The organism is Bacteroidota bacterium, from assembly GCA_016720935.1.
Taxonomy (GTDB): Bacteria; Bacteroidota; Bacteroidia; order AKYH767-A; family 2013-40CM-41-45; genus JADKJP01.
Map to the genome: position 1 here is coordinate 209319 of JADKJP010000007.1, position 22776 is coordinate 232094.

Here is a 22776-nt window from a genome sequence, read left to right on the forward strand (position 1 = left end):
TCCTGAATTTCATCCAAATTTTTATCGCTCATCACATCACGACATGCAAAACGAAGAGGCCGAGGCCATTGAACAGGATGAATTGTATGAGCATTACCGCTTCACGGTTGACAAAGGACAGTCGCTGCTGCGTATCGACAAATTTCTGATGAATCGCCTGGAACATAGTTCCAGAAATAAAATTCAGCAAGCCTGTGATGCCGATTGCATCCTGGTAAATGGCAAGCCGGTCAAATCAAGTTACAAAGTAAAACCACAGGATGATATCCAGGTAGTACTTCCGGAACCGGTTCGTGAAATCGAACTTATTCCGCAGGACATTCCTATTGATATCGTGTACGAAGATGCCGATCTGGTAGTTATTAATAAACCTGCAGGCATGGTTGTTCATCCCGCATACGGAAACTATACCGGAACCCTGATGAACGCGCTGGTATTTCATTTTCAGAATCTACCTCAGAATGAAAACAACCGGAGTCGTCCGGGGCTTGTGCATCGTATTGATAAAAACACATCCGGTTTACTCGTGATCGCGAAAAGCGAAATCGCGATGGCCGCGCTCGCAAAAGAGTTTTTTGAACGCACCATCGACAGAAAATATCTGGCGCTTGTCTGGGGTGATTTTAAAGAAGACGAAGGAACAATCACCGGTCATGTAGGCAGAAGTCTGAAAGACCGCAAGATCATGGATGTGTTTCCATCCGGCGAACATGGAAAACATGCTGTGACTCATTTCAAAGTTGTGGAACGTTTTGGTTATGTAACTTTGGTAGAATGTAAACTGGAAACCGGTCGTACGCACCAGATCCGTGTACACATGAAATTTGCCGGACATCCACTCTTCAATGATGAAACCTACGGTGGTAACAGAATTTTAAAAGGAACAACTTTTACCCGCTACAAACAATTCATCGACAATTGTTTTGAGTTGATCCCACGACAAGCGCTTCACGCGCAGACCTTGGGTTTCATCCACCCTACTACAAAAGAGAAATTGTTTTTCGAATGTCCCCTGCCCAATGATTTTTCATCTGTGCTTGACAAATGGAGACATTATGTGAAGTATGTGAAAGAGTAGATATTTTTGCAACTTGTTTAATTATTTACGGAAAAGGAATTGCCGAACCTTCTTCAATTTATTTTGACCAATTGCTGAACAGGATAATGCACCGACCCTTCGACCCGAAGAAAATAAACACCATTTTCAATTTTCGAAAGATCAAGGTCATTATCCATAGAATTTGTTTCTACCTGTAAGATCAGGCTACCGCGCAAATCCAAAAGTTTTATAAAAACTTTTCCTTTTAATGGTGATGAAAATTTTACAGAAACCTTGTTGTATGCAGGGTTTGGATATAGAGTAATGAATTTTTCAGCAAATTGTTCATCAATTTGTACAGATAAAGAATCACATATACTTCCAGACACAGGCCCCAGATCATAATTCGGGTTATTTGGCAAGCCCCAATAAGTTCGTTTACCACCGAGATAAAAACTGTACGGCCTGAAGTCGCAGGCAATTGCACCACCTCTTCGATTGGGCTCGTGGATGACGGACAAATGCATGGTCTCGACCGAATAATTAGAGCTATCATATGGGTAGCCGCCGGGACCACTTGCAATATAAATTTTATTATCTGGTGCTAATCGAATACCTAAAATGTAATTTGGTGCTGTTTGATTCCAAATCAAAGTTTTGGAAGCATAAGGATTAAATGAAGTAAGAGGAATCTGATATAAAAAAATGTGAGTTGTATCAAAATCACTTATGTAAGGAGCACAACTTAAATATAAAAGAGAGTCGTTGGGTGAAAAACAGCAATCAAAAAAATAGGGGTAATTACCATTAGGATCTTCCGCTCTGATCGTCTTATTCAAAGCAATTGTACCGGTACAACGGTCAAAATTATAAAGCGTTAACAAGCCTTTCAAATTGCAAAAAGCAAATTGGGAGCCGTTGGAATTAAATCTTAAATCACCACCATTGGAATCTCCGTTGAGCCCGACCGAGTCAACATGATCCAAAGCAACACCATTGGTTGTAACAGAATACAGATAAAATTTATTGTTGGGTGTTTGATCCTGCTTAAAAATTACCCACGAATCTCTTCCATTAACGTTTTTTACCGCCTGAATACAATCTACAGCAAACTCTGTTCGCAATTGGTTGTTTTTAGAGACTACTGCGCCCTTGCCGCTGTCTAGTGTCATATCAATTATTGAATAATATAAGCCAGATAATGAAGTAACTCCTGTATGAAATATGTAATAAAAATTGGTATCCCCAGGACTTGGCACTATTACCATTTCGTGATACCAACCCCTGCTAACTAAAGAATCCGAATTTTGCATTTTTTGGTGAAAGCGATTATAAACAATTCCAGTGGGAAGTATACCATTCCTATAGGCGTCTACGTCCGGTGCCGCACAATAAAATTTCAAATTTCCCCCTGCATCCGAAATACTTGCACAGGTGCCCCTTGAATTCACACTTGAAATGATCGGAACCGGATTTAAGAGGTCATTAAAATTGATACCGGCTTCATCTCCAAAGCACCAAATAGCATTACGATTCTGACAATAAATGCAACAAGGAAATAAAAAAATCAAAAGGAAGACGTGAATTAACTTCATTCGAAGACATCGTTAAAAAAACATCACAAGCAGAGCATTATCTTAAATATTAATCATTGTTAAAAATAACATTTTATTCAATGCAAAAAAACTTCCTGACAAATCCAGGAAGTAAAACACTAAATCCAAATACTAAAATTCAATTCATCATCATCCCACTCTCCGTCGCGAAATCAAAATCGGTATAATCACGCACGACATTGTAAAGTGTATCGCGTTCAACCGGAGTTCTTGAACTCTGACGAATGAGATCTACAAGCTGGCCTGTACTGAGTGAAGGATTCTGTTCTTCCGCTCCGGCCATGGAATAAATACGGGTTGTGTCATCGATGGTTCCGTCGAGATCATCCACTCCAAAAGCCTGTGACAATTGCGCTGTATTTCTTCCAATCATCGGCCAGTAGGCTTTGATGTGTTTGAAATTATCCATGAAAATCCGGGAGACAGCGTAGTTCTTCAAATCTTCGACAACACTTACTTCGGGAACCGCTGACATATCGTTGTCTTTGTTTCTGAACTTAAGCGGAATAAATGTATTGAAACCTCCCGTACGATCCTGCAACTGACGAAGACGATCCATGTGATCCACACGATGACGATAGGTTTCGATATGTCCGTACAACATAGTCGCATTACTGTGCATGCCGAGACGATGCGCGGTTTCATGAATGTTCAGCCATTCTTCGGAAGTACATTTATCGCCACAGATTTCAGCACGTACTTTTTCGTCAAAAATTTCCGCTCCGCCACCGGGAATGGAATCGAGTCCGGCTTCTTTCATTTTCTTCAAGCCTTCTTCCACACTTACTTTTGCTTTACGGAACATGTAATCCAGTTCTACTGCCGTAAATCCTTTGATGTGTAAATCCGGACGATGTTGTTTTATTTGTCTGAGCAGATCATTGAAAAAATCAAGATTCATTTTCGGATGCACACCACCAACGATGTGAACTTCTGTGACCGCTTGTCCGTCATATTTTCTGACAATGTCCATCATCTGCTCCATGCTCAGCTCCCATCCTTCTTCCTTCTCCTTAAGCAGACGTGAATAGGAACAGAAATTACAGGCGAAGACACAAATATTCGTGGGTTCAATGTGAAAATTGCGATTGAAAAATGTGGCGTTGCCGTTTTTCTCTTCTCGCACATAATTTGCCAGCGCACCCAGAAAACCGAGCTCACCATGCTCATACAAATAAACGCCTTCATCAACAGAAATTCGTTGTTGATTCAATACCTTTTTCGCGATGGCTTTTAATTCATCCGACAATGCCTGATTGTCGAGATAAGACAGGATACTTTTGTTTTGCATAAACAGAATAAAGGTCAAAAATACACATTTGATCTTTGAACCCTCTTATTTTCATCATAGAATGAACTGATAAAAATCACAGTATATTTCTAACAAACACTCATACAAATGGTTCAGGCTATTCCAATCATTCCGGATTTATACGTGCAATATTCTTTGATATGCACTTCCATTTAGTGGTGCCCTTTAGTCGTACAGAGATATCTCTTTGAAAATCTTGCGAAAATCTGACAATTACAAAATACTATTCATGTAGTTTGGACATAATTTGACGGATTCCTGACAGGCTGCAGGACCATTGAGTTAAGCTCACCTTTAGTATATTTAACATCTAAATCCTGAACATATGATTCGTATACTTTTAGTGGAAGATGAAGAACACCTCCAGGAAGCCATCAAGCTGAATCTTGAACTGGAAGGATATAAAGTAGTTGCAGCCGGTACAGGAACCGAAGCTGTCAAGATTTTTAAAGCGGAGCGTTTTAATCTGGTTGTTCTGGATGTCATGCTCCCTGAAATGGATGGATTTGCCGTCTGCGAAGCCATTCGTTTGCACAACGGTACCGTTCCCATTCTCTTCCTTTCTGCCAAGAATGCCAGTGAGGATAAGATCCTGGGGCTTAAAAGAGGTGCGGATGATTACATGACCAAGCCATTTAACCTGGAGGAGTTCCTCTTACGTGTGAATGTGCTTGTGAAACGCAGTCTGAGTCAGGAAGAAAAGAAAGAAATGAGCGACATCTATCGCTTTGACGGGAACGAAGTCAATTTCAAGACCTATGAAATCAGTGGTAAGGGAAGTGAAAAGATTCGTCTGACCAAAAAAGAAATTGCCCTCCTGAAACTATTGATCGAACGTAGAAATGAAGTTGTATCAAGAGAGCAAATACTGGAAACAGTGTGGGGCTATGACATTTACCCTTCAACCCGTACGGTCGATAATTTCATTTTAGCCTTCCGGAAATACTTCGAAAAAGACCCCAAAGAACCACGGTATTTTCACTCTGTTCGGGGCGTTGGCTACAAATTCGTTACAGAATGAAGGATAATCGGTGAAATTCAACAATCTTCAGGTGAATTTCGCCATATTTTCGTGAAAATTCATCTTCAGTACCCACATCAGCCCCTATAATTGGGCCTTCTTAACTAAAACTCTAAAGATCGAATGAAAAAACAACTATTAACCTTGTTTTCGGCTATTCTATTGGCCGTTTCAACGTTTGCCGGCACACCCGGACATCGTAACTGCGCGACGATGGAAAATCTGGACCGACTGAAAATGGAAGATCCGGCGTTGGAAAGCAGAATGCAACAAATTGAGCAACAAAGTGCCGCATATGTACAAGCACGTAAAAATGCAGGTCAAAATGCAACAGACATGGTGATTACTATCCCTGTTGTGTTCCACATTGTTTACAGCTCCGCTACTTATAATATTTCCGATGCACAATGTCTTGCTCAGCTGGATCAGCTGAATAAAGACTATGCACGTTTGAATACTGACGCAGGCAATACTCCTTCTGTATGGCAAGGTATTTCTGCCAATACAAACATTCAGTTCTGTCTGGCTTCACGCACTCCTGCAGGAGCAGCAACAACAGGTATTGAGCGTCGTCAAACTACTGTAACTTCATTCAGCACCAATGACAACGTGAAGCGTTACGCAAATGGAGGATTGGATGCATGGTCTTCTTCCAGCTACCTCAACATCTGGGTTTGTAACCTGAGTGGTGGTGTATTGGGTTATGCACAATTTCCGGGCGGCGCAGCTGCAACTGATGGTGTTGTATTGACATACTATTCCGTTGGAAGTATGCTCTCTCCTACTTCAAGCGCTCCATACAATCTGGGGCGTACTGCCACTCACGAAGTCGGTCACTGGCTAAACCTTAGACATATCTGGGGTGATGATGGTACTGCATGCTCCGGTACTGACAATGTTTCTGATACTCCAAACCAGGCTGGTGAAAATTATGGTGCTCCGGCATTCCCACGTACAGATGGTTGTTCTACAACTTCACCTGGTGTAATGTTCATGAACTATATGGATTACACTGATGACAACGCGATGAACATGTTCACCAATGGACAGTCTACACGAATGGCTGCTTTGTTCGCTACAGGGGGTTCCCGTGCGGCGATGCTTTCATCTACCGGTTGCCAGTCAGGTAGTACAACTTGTAATGTTCCAACAGGAATGTCAACATCAGGTGTCACTTCTACAACTGCAACTTTAAACTGGACTGCAGTTTCAGGTGCTACCTCTTATAATGTTCAATACCGAATCGTAGGAGCCGCTACATGGACTTCAACAACATCTGCCACCAATTCTAAAGCAATCAGCAGTTTGGTTGCTTCTTCAAATTACGAATGGCAAGTGGCAACTGTTTGTGCTTCTGGTACCAGTGCATTTACAGCATCAACTAACTTCAGTACTCCTGCGGTGGCAACTTGTGGTGTTCCAACAGGAATGTCAACCACCAACATTACTTCTACCAGCGCTACTTTGAACTGGACAGCGGTTTCAGGTGCGACCTCCTATAATGTTCAGTATCGAATCATTGGTTCTCCTTCATGGATTGCTACAACTTCCGCTACAAATACACTGGCACTTTCCGTTCTGGTATCTTTTTCAAATTACGAATGGCAAGTTGCTACTGTTTGTTCAGGTGGAAGCAGCGCATTTACAAGCTCAACAAATTTCAGTACTACAGTAGCAGCTTGCGGAGTTGCAACAGGTATGGCAACTTCAACCATCACCAGCTCAGGAGCAACACTTAGCTGGACCGCAGTAAGCGGTGCAACAAGTTACAATGTTCAATACCGTATTGTTGGTGCTGCTTCATGGACGTCTACTACCAGTGCTACAAATTCAAAGGCAATTGCCGGTCTGGTTGCATCATCCAATTACGAGTGGCAGGTGCAGACAGTTTGTTCAGGTGGTTCAAGTGGATTTACTGCTTCTACAAACTTCACTACAACTGCCGCTTCTGCTTGTTCTGATGTTTACGAATCAAACAATACTTCCGGAACAGCAAAAACAATCACTACAAATACTGATATCACAGCGATGATCGGTACTTCTACGGATGCTGATTGGTTTAAATTTACAACCACTTCTCCAAACACTTATATCAAAATCAATTTGACAAATCTGCCATTTGATTACGATATCCGTTTGTACAATTCATCTGTTTCTCAGCTTGCAATTTCACAGGCTGGAGGAACTACGAGTGAGCAAATCATTCGTAATACTACAACTGCTGCGATTTACTATATCAAAGTTTATGGATACAACAGTGCTTACAGCGCGACTTCATGTTATAAACTGCGGGTAAGCGTAGGTTCTACCGCCTTCCGTACAGTACAAGACATCGTTGCTGAGCCTGTTGATGAACCCGCAATTAACGACTTCAACCTGTTCCCGAATCCTGCGAAGGAAGAAGTGAATGTAGCATTCTCAGCTTCTCAAAATGAATCCATCCAGGTACGTGTATTTGACATGGTTGGAAAAACAATCCTGAATCAGAATTTCAATGTTGAATCAGGTTACAATAAATTGAGCCTTGATCTCACGTTGATGAACAAAGGAATCTACTTTGTAGAATTAACGAATTCATCCGAAAGAATCGTTAAGAAACTGATTCTTGAAAAATAATCTGTGATGATTGAAATAAAAAATCCGGTAATGAAAATTACCGGATTTTTTATTTTATAAAGGATTGTTGTTGTTTTTTTCAGAGAGAAGATTGTCTATCCTGTACCCTGGCAGGAACTTCCAGATTTAATTCTGCGTTTTAGGCAGCATGAAATCAATCGGAAGGATATATTGAACATCTACCGCGGCCCCTCCGGCACTGCCCGGTTTCCAGTCAGGCATCATACCCATCACACGCAGCGCTTCATTATCCAGTTCTTCGTTCACACCACTGAGAATTTTTACGTCTTTGATTTTCCCTGATCTATCAACCATAAAACCGATATACACTCTCCCCTGCAAATGATTCAGTTTTGCCTGAGCAGGATAAGTCAGATTCGTTTTTAGAAAACTTTGGAGACTATCCGGTCCTCCGGGAAACTCCGGTTGCACCTGTACAACACTAACACCAAATCCTGATTTTACTTTTTCGCTTTCCTTCACAGTCGGTTTCTGTGACATTGCCAATAAAGGAAACAACAACAGAATCGGAATTACAATTTTTTTCATTTTGTCGAAATTTATCCCTTTCCGGATACCCGGAAAATCCAATCAAACCTAAGATATTCAAAACAAAATACCAAAAGTATACCTGATGTATAGTCTTCTCTTTTTGCTTCCTTCAGAAAACTGTATCTTGTTTTTTTATTTATAAAACTGCGAAAATCAATGAAAAAAAGAAGTTTGTTACTATTTCTTTTAACAATCCCCGGGATCCTTGCCCTGATCTATTTGTTAAAAACACCTGCGGAGGGAATTTCTGAGCAACGCAAAGAATCCGACGGAACACATGCAGCCTGGGATGCCCTACAGTTTCTAAGCATAAGTCAGGCCTACCCTTTTTCGGATATTCCGGCTGATGCCTATCAAAAAGCAAATGAATTTTACCGGACTCATTTTGGAAATCATTCCGCTTCACAAGCAAGACTTGCTGTTTCTCCATGGGTAAATATTGGTCCTAATAATATCGGGGGCAGAACTCTTGGAATGGCAATTAATCCGAATGATACAGCTATCATCTGGCTGGGCTCCGCTTCCGGAGGACTCTGGAAATCTACCACAGGTGGAATTGGAACAAATGCATGGACCTATGTACCCACCGGATTCCCGGTACGTGGCGTTAGCTCCATTCTCATCAATCCGGTCAATCCAGATATCATGTACATAGGAACAGGTGAATCCTACAGCCATGGCAGTACTGTGAATGGATTGATCACAAGACCTACCAGAGGTTCTGTTGGTATTGGCATTCTGAAGTCGATGGATGGTGGTTTGACATGGCAACCCAGTCTTGACTGGCAATACAATCAGGCCAGAGGAATCTGGGATTTGCAATTCAATCCACAAAATCCGGATGTCATTTACGCTGCAACAACGGAAGGAATTTACAAAACAACAGATGCTGGTTCTACCTGGAATCTTGTGTTGAACCAACTCATGGTGATGGATCTTTTAGTGGATCCTGTGGATACAAATACCATCTATGCCGGTATCGGAAATGTAGATTCAACCGGAAGCGGAATTTATCGCTCCACCAATAGCGGAGCTCAGTGGTCGAGACTTACAACAGGACTTCCAGGCCCAATGACCGGAAGAATTACTTTGGCCATGAATCCGCAAAACCATCGCTCCGTACTTGCATTGATCGCTGATCTTTATAGCACTACCGGTATTTACCGAACATTTGACAAAGGAAATACATGGAACTCCATCACCGGCTTGATGGAAATTGTTTCTTATCAGGGTTGGTATGCGAAAGGACTTTGTTTTAAAAATGATGATAGTACAAAAGTAATGTTAGGTGGTGTCGATGTTTTCAGATCTGATCAAAGCGGTGATTTTCCTTACCAATTACCAAATTACTTTATGGTCCATCCGGATGTTCACGATATCGTTTGTAGTAATGTTGATCCCAATAAAACATATATCCTGACAGATGGAGGCTTGTATCGGACGGATGACTTCGGCGATAATTTTTATGAATGTACAGATGGATATGTCACTTCACAGGCCTACATCGGTTCTGTCTCCGCACAAAACGGAGATTTGATGCTGACCGGCTTGCAGGACAATAATACACTTCGGTATGATGGAAGTGTTTACTGGACACCTGTAGTTGGCGGCGATGGATCTTTCAATGCAATTGATCCGATTACCGATCAGTTCCAATATGCTTCGTTACAATATCTCAACGTAGCCAAATCTATAGACGGAGGAATGTCGTTCAACACTTTTATTCTTCAGAATTCATCGAGTCCCTTTGGAGGAAATTCATCCGCGTTCATAGCTCCTTTTGTGCTGGCTGCCTCCAACTCCAGTGTCATCTATGCCGGAGGTGATTCCTTGTACAGAAGTGACGATGCCGGGAATTCGTTCTACACAACCAGCTCACAACAAATCGATAGCGGAAATTTTGCGTTGAGTATTGCTACTTCCGCACTGAATGAAGATTCTGTTTACGTGTGTACGGCTCCCGGCGATACTCGCCCGATGCATATCCTGCTCAGCACTGACGGAGGCCAATCTTTCCTCGACAGATCATCAGGATTGCCCAACCGATATCCGCGTGACCTTGCCGTAGATCCACTGGATAGCAGAAAAGTTTATGTAGCATTTTCAGGCTTCGGTGCCGGACATTTATTCAAATCAACAGATGCAGGAGTTTCATGGACAGATATCAGCTCTTCCCTACCAGATGTTCCCTTTCATTGTATCACGATTGACACCGATCATCCTGACACACTTTACGCCGGTGGGGATCTGGGAGTTTTTGTTTCCGTTGATGGAGGAAATTCCTGGGATGCTTTCAATAACGGAATGCCGGATGGTGTGATGGTTTTTGATATTCAGTTATCAAAAGCGGATAATTCCATCGTTGCATTTACACATGGAAATGGTACTTACAAAGCGGAACTTACAAGTTTGCCTGTAGGTATAAGCACTGCTGCTTCAGCAATTTCAGATTTCACCATCCTTGGAAATCCGGTGAAGGACCAATTACGATTCAGGATAAAAGCGAGCAATGCTGAAAACGGATCGCTGAAAATTTATTCTTCAGATGGGAAATTAGTGAAGAGTAATACTAACTCTCAAATCAAAAGTGGAACCTCAACCCTGGAAATGAATACCTCTGATTTTCTTCCGGGAATATATTTCCTGACACTGGAAATTAAAGGCAACCGTTATACAAGGAAATTTCTGAAAACAGAATAAACTGAATTTAAAAAAATGATGAAGAAATTGTAGGAAAGATCTCTTTCCTACAATTTCGCATCCTGAGCCGAAACGGTACGTTTCTTCCCTTTATCAAGAAGAATCTGATGCATCCGCTCCACCACATACAATGTGGCCGGACAATATTCAATATTCTGTTTGTGCGTGCCGGCAACGAATAATTTGAAATCGTTGTTTTGTGTATGAGGAAAACCACTGCAATCCTTCGGGCGAACTGAGTATATAGAACACTTGTTATCTTTTTTCAAAAACTGGCAGGGAACACTTTTGTTCATGATGTCGCCTGTCTCATCAAAATAAAGGTATTTGTCAAAATACTCCTGATAACTCATTTTCAGGTGCTTCGAAATCCGCTGTACATCAGCCTTTTTATAGGTCGGTGACATCGTTTTACAACAATTGGCGCAATCCAGACAATCAATCTTCTGAAAGGCCTGTTTGTGCAAAGCTTTAGCCAGACTATCCAATCCGCGAACTTTACGATGTGTTACGCCCCGAAGAAAGGTGATATAGGTTTTCTTCTTCTTCTTCAGAGTAGTCTTCATGTACTCAATGGGTCGGCGAATGGGCTCTATTTTGGCCATATAATTTGATGGATGTTTGTTTTAAATGGAATGAATCGACGGGATTCTTAAGGCTTTGTTTTATCAGGTGGCAAAAATATCATTTCCCTCCTTATGGCAATCAGATATTTCTTTTAATTCCTAACAGGAACCCGATATTCCCTCGGTGTCCCTGAGCTATGGAAGTGAACATTTCAGCTCTGAATGAACCGAATTTTTCGATTCCGAAAGAGAGTTCAAAGTAGTTCTTCAGGACATTGGTATTTAAATAGTGAATTCCGGCAACTTCAGTCAGTTTAAGCTTACGGACAAGAGGAATTTTATTCAGAATAAAACCGCCCATATTCAAATCACCATGTGCTTCAAGAGATGCTTCTGTGGTGCTATAGGCGTAATAATCCAGATTCCGGAATTCATTCAATCCAAATCCGGATAAAAATGTTTTGTTACCCAGGAAATGCCTGTAGTCCATGAAATATAATTTGCCTTTCGTAAGGAAGTCTCCTCCTGTAACCTGATATTTCAATTTGCCCAAAAGACCCAGCCGCATTTCATCTTCAATACCAATCGATACAAAATCGAAATCGACATCCGAACCCATGAGGGGAATTCCCTTTTTATAATTTATTCGTAAGGCGGGATATTTGGATCCGATAATAAATTTACCCTCGGGCCTGTCTACATATTTTTGTCCAAATCTTATCCTGAAACCAAGCTCAGCGATGAAGGACTGGTTTTTCTCAAAATGCAAACTATCAGAAACCGGATACAGCGGATCATTGGAGGTATACTCCCTCCTACTACCTTTGTATATGGAAAAATCTTCTGAGTTCTGCAAAGGCAATCGGTTTGCATACTCCAACTGTATTGAGTTTGATAATCCGTTCACGATTTCAAAACGATGTGATGCACGGATAAATTGTTGTTCATAAACTTTGAGAAAGTTTTTTCTCGCAGCTAAAGAATAGATCGAATTAATAAATGGAGTGATCGGTTTGCCTGAATTAAATTGAACCACATCTGTACCAATACTTCCGGAAACTGTGGACAGCCGGAACATATTGTACCGATACGTTGCTTCCACATTTCCATTCCAGTGATGATTGGAGAAACCGTATCGAACCTCCGGACGGATTGAATATTCCCGCCTGTCTTCATCTCCAAAGCCTTTTTTATAGTTTACAGACATTTGTCCAACCCAACCTTCTACTGTATTGAACTGAACAGCTTCAGGCAAAGAAGAAAATCCATAACTTCTGTGGAAATAACTTTGTTCATGCGAATATCCACTGATCAGGTTTCCCAATTTGAATTTATTATCGACCCTGTCGATTGAATCGCGGTATGGTTTAGACTCGTACACGATCCGTGTACTATCTTTACGATGATAATCTGTTTCTTCCGTTTTTGTGAGTGGAACAGGTCGGACAGATTCCCAATACGAGGAATCCTTTTTATTCGCTTCCTTCTCCACCTTCATCACTTGTCCGCTGAAAAACCCATCCGTAAATTCAGGATTCACATTGTATTTTGAATATACACCCAATACCGAACCGGTTCCATGAAAACCCAACGCTCTGAATTCAAAAGCATATTCGGTACTGAATGGCATCCAGGTCTCCGGATTCACAGAGACAAAATTTTGTCGAATACGAAATGTATCTATAAACTGGACTTGCTGGTTTTTTGTTATGTATAAATCAGCACTGTGTATCCGCCACGAATCTTCAAGAATATAAATATCTCCTGTAAAAACAGGATCATTTTTCCGCTTTGGAATGACATTGATTTTGTTGACCAGTTGATTGTTTTCAACAAAGCTTCCTTCGAGTTTATAGTTGTAATAAAACAATGCATTGGCAGAAATTGGAGATACAAATCCGCGTGGTGCCAGGTTTTCAATTTCTACAAGGTTTTTGTAAAAACTAACCATGAGATCTGAAGCCTGGTTAAAACTGTATGTCCGTGGATTGCCACTAACCTTTGAAGAAATCATTTCCTCTCTGATTTTCTCCGGCCTCCGGATAGACAGATTGGAAACTGATTCACTCAGGTAAAAGATCTTGGTGCTTGTGTCCATGATCTCTTCAATTTGCACATCCTGTCCAAGAAATTTCTTTGGATAGGATAATAACTTTTGTGTTGATTTAACATAGGCCTGACATTGGTATGCAGTAACCTGATCATCGTAATAATTTCTTTTCTTTTGCGCCTTACGAATAATTGCGTAAGCCGGATCTTCCGCGTCGGCTTTGATTTTGATTTCTTTCAACTGGTAAGATTCAGCCTGCAAGTGAATATTTTTTACAATCGGTCCGGAAACAATCTGAATGCGTTCTTTCACTTGCTTGTATCCGATCATCCTGTAGATGACAGAATATTCACCGGGATTCAATTCCAGGAAATAAGCTCCTTCCGCATTTGAAGTCGTACCGTTTGTTGTTCCTTCGATAAAGATGGTCACATACGGAAGAGGTTGCTGGTGCTCGTCATAAACAATTCCGCTGACTCTATATAAGGTAGCATAAGTACTTTCTGAAAATGAAAGCAGGACCGTAATAAGAATTATTAAATGAAAGAAAAGTCTATTTAATTTTTTCATAAAGTTGAAGAATTCCCTTTACAAATGAGGGCCAGGAAAATTTACTTTTTTCAATCTTTACATTGTTGACAAATTCTAATTCACGATTTCCAGAATAAAAATCCAACAACGCATCCGCGATTGCACCTGCCGAAATATCGGTAACATAGCCGACTTTTCCATTCGGAACAATTTCTGACAGTCCACCAACATTGGTCACCAGCATTGGTCTGTCAAAATGATAAGCGATCTGCGTAATCCCGCTTTGAGTCGCGCTTTTGTATGGTTGAACGACAATATCCGCGGCACAGAAATAATTTTTCACCTGATCCTTGGAAATAAAGGAAGTATGCAACAAGACATCCTTTTTGATACCAAGCTTGTCTATCATGGATGAATAATTTTTTTCATCTTCATAAAATTCACCGGCAACAAGCAATTTCAAACCAAGATTCTTAATTCGTGGATCTGACATCGCTTCAAAAAGAAGGTCGAGTCCTTTGTATGGACGAATAAAACCAAAAAATAAAATTATTTTATCAGAAGCATTTAATTTCAATGCAGTTCTGGCTGCGTCCTTACTGACCGCATTTCCAAATATGGAATAAATCGGATGCGGAAGAAAGGATTTATTTGGATTGGAAGTGAATGAAGACAAATCATCCAGTACCGATCTTGAAAGGGTAATAAATCCATCACAGCTTTTCACAAAATATTTTGTCAGGGACTTGTCTCCGATGCGATGTTCATGCGGAATAACATTATCCGTGATCGCGATCACCGGTATTGATTTCTTTCGAAGTCGTCTCGCTATAGTACCGAGAGAAGGTGCCATAAAAGGCAACCAATAACGGATCAATACAAGATCAGGTTTTTGTGAAATGATTTGTTTAGCCGTCTTGAACCAGGACAAAGGATTAATCGAACTGATCGTAGAAGATATTTTCAAACCTGCGGGAGCAGGACCATCCGAAAACTGGGATGTACCCGGAAAAAGAATTCCGGGATATTGATAGTAATATGAAAATAATTCACAATCCATCCCTTCATCGATGAAGGCTTTTGCAAGCGCTTCATTCAAATCAGCAATTCCACCGCGCAATGGGTAGGCCGGACCAATGATGATTATTTTCAACGGATTCAGATTATTCAGGAGAACTCAAAGATTACAGGTCTTCTCCACAAGATATGAATTTCTGTCGCTCGAACTTCGTGAGATCAGTTCACCGAGGAATCCTGCGAGGAACATCTGTGTACCCAGAATCATGGACGTAAGTGCTATATAAAAAGAAGGTCTTTCAGTAAGCAGACGCGCCGGGAGATTGTAATAAACATTGTACAATTTACTCAATCCAAGATACAAGGCGGTGATGAACCCGATAGCGAACATGATCGAACCCAGCAAACCGAAAATATGCATCGGACGTTTGCCGAATCTTGAAACAAAAGTGATCGACAATAAATCCAGAAATCCGTTTACAAATCTTTCAAGACCAAATTTTGTCACACCATATTTACGAGCTCTGTGTTCAACAACCTTCTCTCCTATTTTGCGAAAACCCGCCCACTTGGCAAGGACTGGAATATAGCGGTGCATTTCCCCGTATACTTCAATACTCTTGACCACATCTTTGCGATATGATTTTAGTCCGCAATTAAAATCATGCAGGTTATTGATACCGGACATTTTTCGAGTCGCCCAGTTAAAAAATTTACTTGGAATTGTTTTTGAAATCGGATCGTACCTTTTTTTCTTCCATCCTGAAATCAAATCGAATCCTCCGTGTTTGATCAGACGGAACAGTTCCGGAATTTCATCCGGGCTATCCTGCAAATCAGCATCCATGGTGATCACCACGTCACCCATTGTTGCAGCGAAACCCTGATTCAGAGCGGCCGATTTGCCATAATTACGACGGAAACGAATGCCTTTTACAGCAGGGTTATCTTTGCCTAGTTCTTCGATCAGGCTCCAGGAATTGTCCTTGCTACCATCGTCTACAAAAATAATTTCATAGGTATACGCATTAGCTTGCATGACCCTGACAATCCAATCGTGCAGTTCACGAAGCGATTCGTCTTCGTTGAATAAAGGAATAACAACAGAAATATCCACCGTATCTTATTTATCCGAGATTGTTACTGGTAAATGGATTTTCCTCTTTCTTCAAAAAGATAGAAATCAACAGAGAAAATACAAATCCCATGAAAGTGATCCCAAGCACTGAGAAGATAAACAACCAGGTTGGTGTCATAAATCTTTTGGTGTAATCCATGGCAATGGCAATCTGTTCCTCGCTCATTCCCTGCTCCGTAAGTTGCTGTTGTGACATGTCCATGATTTTCTGGATCATCTCAGGAGCAATTACAGTGAAGAATAATAATGTGAAGATCCCGGAAATGATTCCTCCAAAAATGGAAATAAGCGTGCCCGTTCCCAGAGCCTTTCCATAACCAATCTGACCGGCTAAATCCTGATCACGATGACTCTTGATACCCAGAACGATGAACAATATCAATAAAACCCAACCCACATATTGAGGAGCTTTGGATTTAACATCAGTTCCGAGAAAATAAAAAATCAGCATAACAGCGGCACTCGCCAGGCCATACATTACACCATAGGTGATCGCGACTGTCGTTTGAGAACGGGGATTTTCCATTTGAATAAAATTGAGATGCTTGCAAACCTACGTGAAATCCGCTAATAGGCAAAAGAAAATACACCTTCTCCGCTCCTACTTTTTAACAGCAATTCCCTGCATTTCACAGCCTTGACTTCGATCAAAAAAAATGCAGAAAAGATGCAAAGGAATCTCTAAAAATTGCTTTTTATTCTCGCTGATTGTTTACTTTTGCGTACGGGTAAGTCCTATACGACCAGCTCCTGCTAACCTCCCCAGGCCGGGAACGGAGCAAGGATACGCGGTTGAGCGGTGCGATATAGTCAGCTTACCCGTTTTTTATTTTCTTTACTTTTTATTTTTCATATATTTACCTTATAATCAATTAGTTACGATTAGCATTTCAGGCAATTATATTCCCTTTTTTTATACTCTTTAGGAATCAAACTTAAATGATCTGCATTCATTCAAGCATTGGAATTTCCCTGAATCAGCTAAAATTTATTCCAAAAAAATCAGAAACATTTCCCTGCTCTGGAAGAAAATAAACTAATTTTAGGTGCTCATAAAAGCAGCATTAAAAACCACTCACATGAAATTCTTTATTGATACAGCCAATCTTTCTCAAATAAAAGAAGCCCAGGATTTGGGTGTATTGGATGGCGTTACTACCAATCCTTCTCTGATGGCAAAAGAAGGAATTACCGGACAGGATAATATCCTGAAACATTATGTAGATATCTGCAAAATTGTAACCGGTGATGTCAGCGCTGAAGTTATATCAACGGATTTCAAAGGTATTGTGGAAGAAGGTGAAATGCTTGCTTCCCTGCACAAACAAATTGTAGTGAAAGTACCGATGATCAAAGACGGCGTAAAAGCCCTCAGATATTTTTCAAATAAAGGAATCAAAACCAATTGCACACTGGTATTTTCTGCCGGTCAGGCATTGCTGGCTGCCAAAGCAGGAGCTACTTATGTTTCTCCATTTCTTGGTCGCCTTGACGATATCAATCTCGACGGTATGGATCTCATTCACCAGATCGTTCATATTTACCGTACCTACGATTTCGGAACACAGGTATTAGCCGCATCAATCCGCAGCCCATTGCACATTGTAAAATGCGCTGAAGCTGGCGCGGATGTCGCTACCTGCCCTCTCTCCGCGATTCTTGATCTCCTGAAACATCCACTGACTGATATTGGACTGGCAAAATTCCTTGCCGATGCCAAAAAGTTCAGCGATGTAGCGGTGAAATAATTTCTGAATTGAGATTCTATCGGTTTGTTTTTAAACTGACAACAACACAAAAATGCTGCTCAAGATCTTTCCTGATAATATGAATGATCGCTACATCGACAGAGCTGTAAAGCTGCTTCGTGACGGCGGAGTTGTGGTTGTTCCCACCGATACAATTTATGCCCTTGCCTGTGATATCAAAAGAAGTGATGCCTTTGAACGGATTTGTCAGATCAAGCAGGTAAAAATTGACAAAGCCAATTTTTCATTTATCTGTTATGACCTGAGCAATATCTCGGATTTTACCAAACCTTTCAGTACTACCGTTTTTCGTTTGATGAAGAATTCTCTACCCGGTCCATTCACGTTTATCCTGAATGCGAACAGTAATGTGCCGACCATTTTCAAATCGAATAAAAAAACTATCGGGATCCGGGTACCGGATAACAATATCACACGTCGCCTCGTGAAAGAGCTTGGCAATCCGATTATGGTTACTACTGTGCCCGGCGGAAATGATATCGAAGGATATTCATCCGACCCTCTCGAAATCGATGCAAGAATCGGCGAACAGGTTGACCTGGTTATTGATGGCGGTTACAGTGAACTTGAGCCTTCTACTATCATCGATTGTACTGACAATGATCCTGTGATCATTCGTCAGGGTAAGGGGATTGTTGAATTGATGTAAGTTTTTTTGTTCCTGTCACCCTTGAATTTGTCGGAAAGCAATGGGAAGATATTTGATCAGATCCGTGGGCAACATTCCGATTTCCGTTTTAATTTTTGCTGCGGCATCTCCTGCCAACCCATGAATATAAACTCCTAATCTTGTTGCGTCATGGGATGAATAACCCTGTGCCAGCAAGGAAAGAATAATACCTGTCAATACATCTCCGCTTCCACCCCTTGCCATTCCGGGATTGCCTGTTGAATTAAACCATGCATTGCCATCAGGCCCAACTGTGCAGGTGTGCGCTCCTTTGAGCACAACAAAAACTTTATATTTTTTAGCGAACTCCATTTGTATTTCCATGCGCTCAAAATCATTTTTGGTCTCCTTCGTGAGCCTCGAAAACTCTTTGATATGAGGTGTCAGAATTGAATTCTCAGGAATGTATTCCATCCAGTCAGGATGTTGTGATAAAATATTGATTGCATCTGCATCTAACAAAACCGGTTTCCTGAAGCTGTAAAGCAAATGTCGCAAGGTTTCCCAGGTTAGTGGATCAGTTCCAATACCCGGACCAATTCCAACAGCTGAAAAATTGGAAAAATCAGGTAAGTCCGAAATGCAATTTTCATTCATATCAATGCGCAACATCGCCTCAGGAACAGTTGTTTGCAAAATACTTGTACCGCATCCAGGGACATGCACAGTCAGCAACCCAACTCCGGTTCTTAAACATCCCTTTGACGCAAGTACAGCAGCTCCCATTTTCCCCTTACTTCCACTGATAAGTAAGGCATGACCATAATTTCCTTTGTGGGAAAATTTTAATCGCTTGCTTAATAATGGAACTGCGTCCTGATGCGTAAAGTAATTCCATTTTGTCTCCAGCTGACGAATAAATTGTGGATGTAATCGAATATCCAAAACCTCAAACTTTCCACAAAATTTTCCGCCTGATGGGAACATGAACGAAAGTTTCGGAAATTGAAAAGTAAGTGTAACACTTGCCTGCACAACAACAGCTTTATCCACAACAGGATTCTCGGCATGTAACCCTGAAGGAATATCTATAGAAATCACAAATGCATTTGAACCATTCATTTCTTCAATCACTTTTGCAACAATTCCATTGACAGGTCGATTCAATCCACTCCCGAAAATTGTATCCACCACAAGCTCGTCACCGGAAATAAATGGAATATCTTTCTCCACTTTAATTTCCCGAATAACATTGGTATCCATTCCCAGCAATCGCTGTTCATTTTCCTTAAAGTCTTCGGAAGTCTTTTGCCCGGTCCGAATCGTATAAACTTCGACATTATAACCGGAATGAATCAACATACGACCAATAGCCAAACCATCTCCACCATTATTTCCGGGTCCGCAGAAAATTTTGATGCTTCTGTCCTTCGCAAAGTGATTTTCAATCCAACGGCAACAGGCACTTGCAGCTCTTTCCATCAAATCAATGGACAAAACCGGTTCATGCGCAATCGTGTATTGATCTGCTTCACGAATCTGTTGAAGGTTCAGAATTTTCATACAAGGGCGGTTTTATTTTCCAAATAAAAACTCATGATTAACATCAAAAACCAGATAATAAGCTACTCAGTAAAAAAGTCAGTCTAGTTCAGCAATGTTACTTCAATTCCAATCGAATTCAAATGACCTTTGAGGTGTGTTCCATCCCCATGCAAAGTATAAACCTTTTTCGCGCCGGATTTTCGAACCAAAGTCAAAACATCGTCCCAGTCAGCATGATCACTAATCGATAAAATCCGGTCACAACGGTGAAAAGACCGTTTCCAGCCTGTAGCAAAATACCGGATGACGGATTTATTTCTGGAATATCTGGAAAACTGGTTGGGAGGCAATATACAGACACCATTCTTTTGCTTCATAAACTCCTGCTTTGAATAAGGTTGCCAGGATCCAAGCGATTTACCATATCGTTCATAAATCTGGTGATAGGAATTCAGATCCGGATGAACATAAATTTTCTTCTCGGGACAATGATTAGAAATAAGTCGTGTTAGTCGTTGTGCTTTCCCGATCGCATAAGCGCCCAGAAGAATGTTCTCCGTAGTTTCACACAAACTTCTCACCTCTTCAACCGGATCAGGATGAATGTAATTGGGATCCGCAAACGTAGTTTCTGTAATGAGATGATCACATTCTACAAACTCGAATGGCTCACAACTGTCGTCTGCCTGCAGTTTAAAATCTCCTGTATACAAATACTTCTCCCCCGCATATTCCAATAAAATTTGCGCGCTGCCAAGCATGTGGCCTGCGGGATAAAAAGTGACTCTGACTTTATTGATTTCAAATGTTTCACCATAAGCTACATCAACAAATTGTGACTTCAGTGCTTTTTGAAAACGCCTCAACATCAGGGAGCATGTTGCTGAAGTGGTATAAATAGTTCCACTGTTGGGAACTGCATGATCGCCGTGCGCGTGAGAAATCAATGCTCTGTAAACGGGTCGTTTTGGATCAAGGTAAAAATCCCCTGCCGGACAATACAATCCATTCGAAGTTACCTGTATAAATTCGTTTACAGAAATCATTCTAAAACCTTAAGCTAATAAAATATCATCCGGTTTACTTCCCCGGCTTTTCGTCTTTGATTAAAGATTCATGAATAGCCAAAACCTGAGGAAGGATTAACTCCTTTTCATCATTCTGAATCACGAAATCACTTCGTTTTATTTTTTCTTCATCACCCGACTGTCTGTCCATAATTGCTTCAATCTCTGCTTTTGTCTTTCTGTCGCGTTCACGAACTCTCTGCACCCGCAAGTCTCGGGGAGCAACTACAGTAATTACTTTATCACAATCAGAATATGCTCCACTCTCGAATAAAATAGCTGCTTCCTTTACAAGGTATGCTGCTTCCTGGTTCTTTTGCACCCAATCCTGAAAATCCTTTTTGACCAGTGGATGAACCAACTGATTCAGGATTTCCAGCTTTTCCGGAAATTGAAAAACAATTTCCGCGAGTTTCTTTCGATCCAATTTTCCGTTGGCATCAAATGCATCCTCCGAGATCTGTGCCCGAACAGCGTTTCTTAATTCCGGAAATTTATCGTAAAGAAGTTTTGCTTCGGCATCAGAATCATAAACAGGAATTCCAAGCTGACGAAAAATCATGGAAACAACACTCTTTCCACTTCCTATACCACCGGTTATCCCAACAACTTTCATTTTTTCCGAAGGATATAATCCACTTTTTCAGGCTCTATAAATATTGCTCTTACAAATGGTGGAACGGTGATCAACTGAACCGGTAATTTGTCAAGTGTTTGCTCCTCCAGTTTACCTGCATCAACAACCGCGTCAAACTGTCCGGGATGTACATCATTATAACGGCTCAAGGCAACCTGATACCGTATGGTGATTTTGTCTGGAAATGTTTTAAGTGAAAAACCATTAGCCACATTCATCGGGTGAATCATCACTTCGGTTCTTCCTTCCGTGAATTTTTCAACCGGAATTTTAACAGTGACACTTTCCGCACTAAAAGTTAAGAGCTTGCTGGAAGGTATTTTTACAGATTGCTGTATGGTACTCTTTAAACTTTCAATCCTCACTTTTTCAGTTTGAACATAATCCATTTTCCCCAGCACAGAAGGAGGACCTGATACAATGATACTATCCGGAATGATTGTCACGCTCGCAGAGGTATCATATTGTTTTTCAAAAGATATGTTCGCATCAAGTTTAACAGGAAGCTTCTTCTGAATCCGGTCACTGAAATTAAATACAATGGAATCTGGTTCATACGAAAGAATATCAATCTCATTGCCTAACTGACGGGCAAAATCCGGTGTGAATGAAGACATGGGAATTGCCAATACATCACCGAGAAATTGTTCATTTAATTTCAATTTACCCGCGACATCAACTTCAATGGCTTTTTTCTGTTTCTGAAAATCATAGGACAGAATTTTAAATCCGGAAGTTTTCACCTGCACAGTGATGGTTTCAGGAAGATCATTCACGACAACTTTCTTCCCGGGCAAATTCCGGTAAGTAATCGGGAATGTCAATGCTGTAGGATAATCGTGAGACAGAGAAATCAATAACCAAAATACCGTCGCGATAAAAAAACAAATCATGATCACCGTCAGGCGCCTTTTTAATTTCAGGCGTCCTGCAGGATCATGATGTATCGGATTTTGCGGAGATTCGATCACGAATTCAGTCTTTGAATGT

Annotated in this window: 18 protein-coding genes and 1 other RNA gene; 7 read left to right on the plus strand and 12 right to left on the minus strand. The window is 41.0% G+C overall.

Annotated features, from left to right (window positions below; genetic code table 11):
• Positions 1 to 43 precede the first annotated feature (43 nt).
• The gene (locus IPP86_15115; protein MBL0139833.1) at positions 44 to 1078 is read left to right on the plus strand and encodes an RluA family pseudouridine synthase; all 1035 of its coding nucleotides are present in this window, start codon (positions 44 to 46) and stop codon (positions 1076 to 1078) included.
• Between the two features lie 53 nt (positions 1079 to 1131).
• Here the strand turns inward: IPP86_15115 and IPP86_15120 are convergent, their stop codons facing one another.
• Both IPP86_15120 and mqnE read right to left on the minus strand, forming a co-directional pair.
• On the minus strand, positions 1132 to 2352 hold the full coding sequence (locus tag IPP86_15120) for a T9SS type A sorting domain-containing protein (GenBank protein ID MBL0139834.1): 1221 nt from the start codon (positions 2350 to 2352) through the stop codon (positions 1132 to 1134).
• Between the two features lie 421 nt (positions 2353 to 2773).
• Positions 2774 to 3946, minus strand: coding sequence for an aminofutalosine synthase MqnE (gene mqnE, locus IPP86_15125; protein MBL0139835.1), 1173 nt, complete (start codon positions 3944 to 3946; stop codon positions 2774 to 2776).
• A 346-nt stretch (positions 3947 to 4292) separates the two neighbouring features.
• Between mqnE and IPP86_15130 the strand changes: the two genes are divergently transcribed.
• Positions 4293 to 4988: a response regulator transcription factor gene (locus IPP86_15130; GenBank protein ID MBL0139836.1), complete on the plus strand. Its 696-nt coding sequence runs from the start codon at positions 4293 to 4295 to the stop codon at positions 4986 to 4988.
• A gap of 123 nt (positions 4989 to 5111) precedes the next feature.
• A complete protein-coding gene (locus IPP86_15135; GenBank protein ID MBL0139837.1) occupies positions 5112 to 7604 on the plus strand; it encodes a fibronectin type III domain-containing protein in 2493 nt (830 codons plus the stop codon).
• 126 nt (positions 7605 to 7730) lie between these two features.
• Here IPP86_15135 and IPP86_15140 read toward each other — a convergent pair whose 3' ends face one another.
• Complete coding sequence (locus IPP86_15140; GenBank protein MBL0139838.1) at positions 7731 to 8153, minus strand: TonB family protein; 423 nt, start codon at positions 8151 to 8153, stop codon at positions 7731 to 7733.
• Between the two features lie 159 nt (positions 8154 to 8312).
• Here IPP86_15140 and IPP86_15145 point away from each other — a divergent pair, with 159 nt between their 5' ends.
• A complete protein-coding gene (locus IPP86_15145) occupies positions 8313 to 10856 on the plus strand; it encodes a T9SS type A sorting domain-containing protein (GenBank protein MBL0139839.1) in 2544 nt (847 codons plus the stop codon).
• 47 nt (positions 10857 to 10903) lie between these two features.
• Here the strand turns inward: IPP86_15145 and IPP86_15150 are convergent, their stop codons facing one another.
• From IPP86_15150 to IPP86_15170, 5 genes are all read right to left on the minus strand, one after another.
• Entirely contained in the window at positions 10904 to 11461 is a 558-nt protein-coding gene (locus tag IPP86_15150) for a YkgJ family cysteine cluster protein (GenBank protein ID MBL0139840.1), read from the minus strand.
• A 100-nt stretch (positions 11462 to 11561) separates the two neighbouring features.
• On the minus strand, positions 11562 to 14042 hold the full coding sequence (locus tag IPP86_15155) for a carboxypeptidase-like regulatory domain-containing protein (protein MBL0139841.1): 2481 nt from the start codon (positions 14040 to 14042) through the stop codon (positions 11562 to 11564).
• Positions 14026 to 15123, minus strand: coding sequence for a glycosyltransferase (locus tag IPP86_15160; protein MBL0139842.1), 1098 nt, complete (start codon positions 15121 to 15123; stop codon positions 14026 to 14028). The genes IPP86_15155 and IPP86_15160 overlap by 17 nt, the downstream gene beginning before the upstream one ends.
• A 57-nt stretch (positions 15124 to 15180) precedes the next feature.
• The gene (locus tag IPP86_15165) at positions 15181 to 16137 is read right to left on the minus strand and encodes a glycosyltransferase family 2 protein (protein MBL0139843.1); all 957 of its coding nucleotides are present in this window, start codon (positions 16135 to 16137) and stop codon (positions 15181 to 15183) included.
• A gap of 10 nt (positions 16138 to 16147) precedes the next feature.
• Positions 16148 to 16684: a DUF4199 domain-containing protein gene (locus IPP86_15170; protein MBL0139844.1), complete on the minus strand. Its 537-nt coding sequence runs from the start codon at positions 16682 to 16684 to the stop codon at positions 16148 to 16150.
• Between the two features lie 200 nt (positions 16685 to 16884).
• Between IPP86_15170 and ffs the strand changes: the two genes are divergently transcribed.
• From ffs to IPP86_15185, 3 genes are all read left to right on the plus strand, one after another.
• Positions 16885 to 16982: signal recognition particle sRNA small type (ffs, locus tag IPP86_15175), an RNA gene on the plus strand.
• Between the two features lie 255 nt (positions 16983 to 17237).
• Positions 17238 to 17906 (plus strand): fructose-6-phosphate aldolase, encoded by a 669-nt coding sequence (fsa, locus tag IPP86_15180; protein MBL0139845.1) that lies wholly within the window; start codon positions 17238 to 17240, stop codon positions 17904 to 17906.
• 52 nt (positions 17907 to 17958) lie between these two features.
• Positions 17959 to 18576: a threonylcarbamoyl-AMP synthase gene (locus IPP86_15185; GenBank protein MBL0139846.1), complete on the plus strand. Its 618-nt coding sequence runs from the start codon at positions 17959 to 17961 to the stop codon at positions 18574 to 18576.
• A 15-nt stretch (positions 18577 to 18591) separates the two neighbouring features.
• On the opposite strand, the gene IPP86_15190 is transcribed toward IPP86_15185, so the two are convergent.
• The 4 genes from IPP86_15190 to IPP86_15205 all read right to left on the minus strand — a co-directional run bounded on the left by IPP86_15190 (position 18592) and on the right by IPP86_15205 (position 22757).
• Complete coding sequence (locus tag IPP86_15190; protein ID MBL0139847.1) at positions 18592 to 20100, minus strand: NAD(P)H-hydrate dehydratase; 1509 nt, start codon at positions 20098 to 20100, stop codon at positions 18592 to 18594.
• Between the two features lie 83 nt (positions 20101 to 20183).
• Positions 20184 to 21125: an exonuclease gene (locus tag IPP86_15195; GenBank protein ID MBL0139848.1), complete on the minus strand. Its 942-nt coding sequence runs from the start codon at positions 21123 to 21125 to the stop codon at positions 20184 to 20186.
• Between the two features lie 37 nt (positions 21126 to 21162).
• Positions 21163 to 21765: a dephospho-CoA kinase gene (locus IPP86_15200; protein MBL0139849.1), complete on the minus strand. Its 603-nt coding sequence runs from the start codon at positions 21763 to 21765 to the stop codon at positions 21163 to 21165.
• Positions 21762 to 22757, minus strand: coding sequence for a hypothetical protein (locus tag IPP86_15205; protein ID MBL0139850.1), 996 nt, complete (start codon positions 22755 to 22757; stop codon positions 21762 to 21764). The genes IPP86_15200 and IPP86_15205 overlap by 4 nt, the downstream gene beginning before the upstream one ends.
• Between the last annotated feature and the right edge of the window lie 19 nt (positions 22758 to 22776).

Bases quoted from the DNA above. Each gene is read 5' to 3' on its own strand.
- IPP86_15130 (MBL0139836.1), top strand. From the start codon at position 4,293: ATGATTCGTATACTTTTAGTGGAAGATGAAGAACACCTCCAGGAAGCC.
- IPP86_15115 (MBL0139833.1), top strand. From the start codon at position 44: ATGCAAAACGAAGAGGCCGAGGCCATTGAACAGGATGAATTGTATGAG.
- IPP86_15145 (MBL0139839.1), top strand. From the start codon at position 8,313: ATGAAAAAAAGAAGTTTGTTACTATTTCTTTTAACAATCCCCGGGATC.
- mqnE (MBL0139835.1), bottom strand. From the start codon at position 3,946: ATGCAAAACAAAAGTATCCTGTCTTATCTCGACAATCAGGCATTGTCG.
- IPP86_15150 (MBL0139840.1), bottom strand. From the start codon at position 11,461: ATGGCCAAAATAGAGCCCATTCGCCGACCCATTGAGTACATGAAGACT.
- fsa (MBL0139845.1), top strand. From the start codon at position 17,238: ATGAAATTCTTTATTGATACAGCCAATCTTTCTCAAATAAAAGAAGCC.
- IPP86_15135 (MBL0139837.1), top strand. From the start codon at position 5,112: ATGAAAAAACAACTATTAACCTTGTTTTCGGCTATTCTATTGGCCGTT.
- IPP86_15190 (MBL0139847.1), bottom strand. From the start codon at position 20,100: ATGAAAATTCTGAACCTTCAACAGATTCGTGAAGCAGATCAATACACG.
- IPP86_15155 (MBL0139841.1), bottom strand. From the start codon at position 14,042: ATGAAAAAATTAAATAGACTTTTCTTTCATTTAATAATTCTTATTACG.
- IPP86_15140 (MBL0139838.1), bottom strand. From the start codon at position 8,153: ATGAAAAAAATTGTAATTCCGATTCTGTTGTTGTTTCCTTTATTGGCA.
- IPP86_15170 (MBL0139844.1), bottom strand. From the start codon at position 16,684: ATGGAAAATCCCCGTTCTCAAACGACAGTCGCGATCACCTATGGTGTA.
- IPP86_15200 (MBL0139849.1), bottom strand. From the start codon at position 21,765: ATGAAAGTTGTTGGGATAACCGGTGGTATAGGAAGTGGAAAGAGTGTT.
- IPP86_15185 (MBL0139846.1), top strand. From the start codon at position 17,959: ATGCTGCTCAAGATCTTTCCTGATAATATGAATGATCGCTACATCGAC.
- IPP86_15120 (MBL0139834.1), bottom strand. From the start codon at position 2,352: ATGCAAAATTCGGATTCTTTAGTTAGCAGGGGTTGGTATCACGAAATG.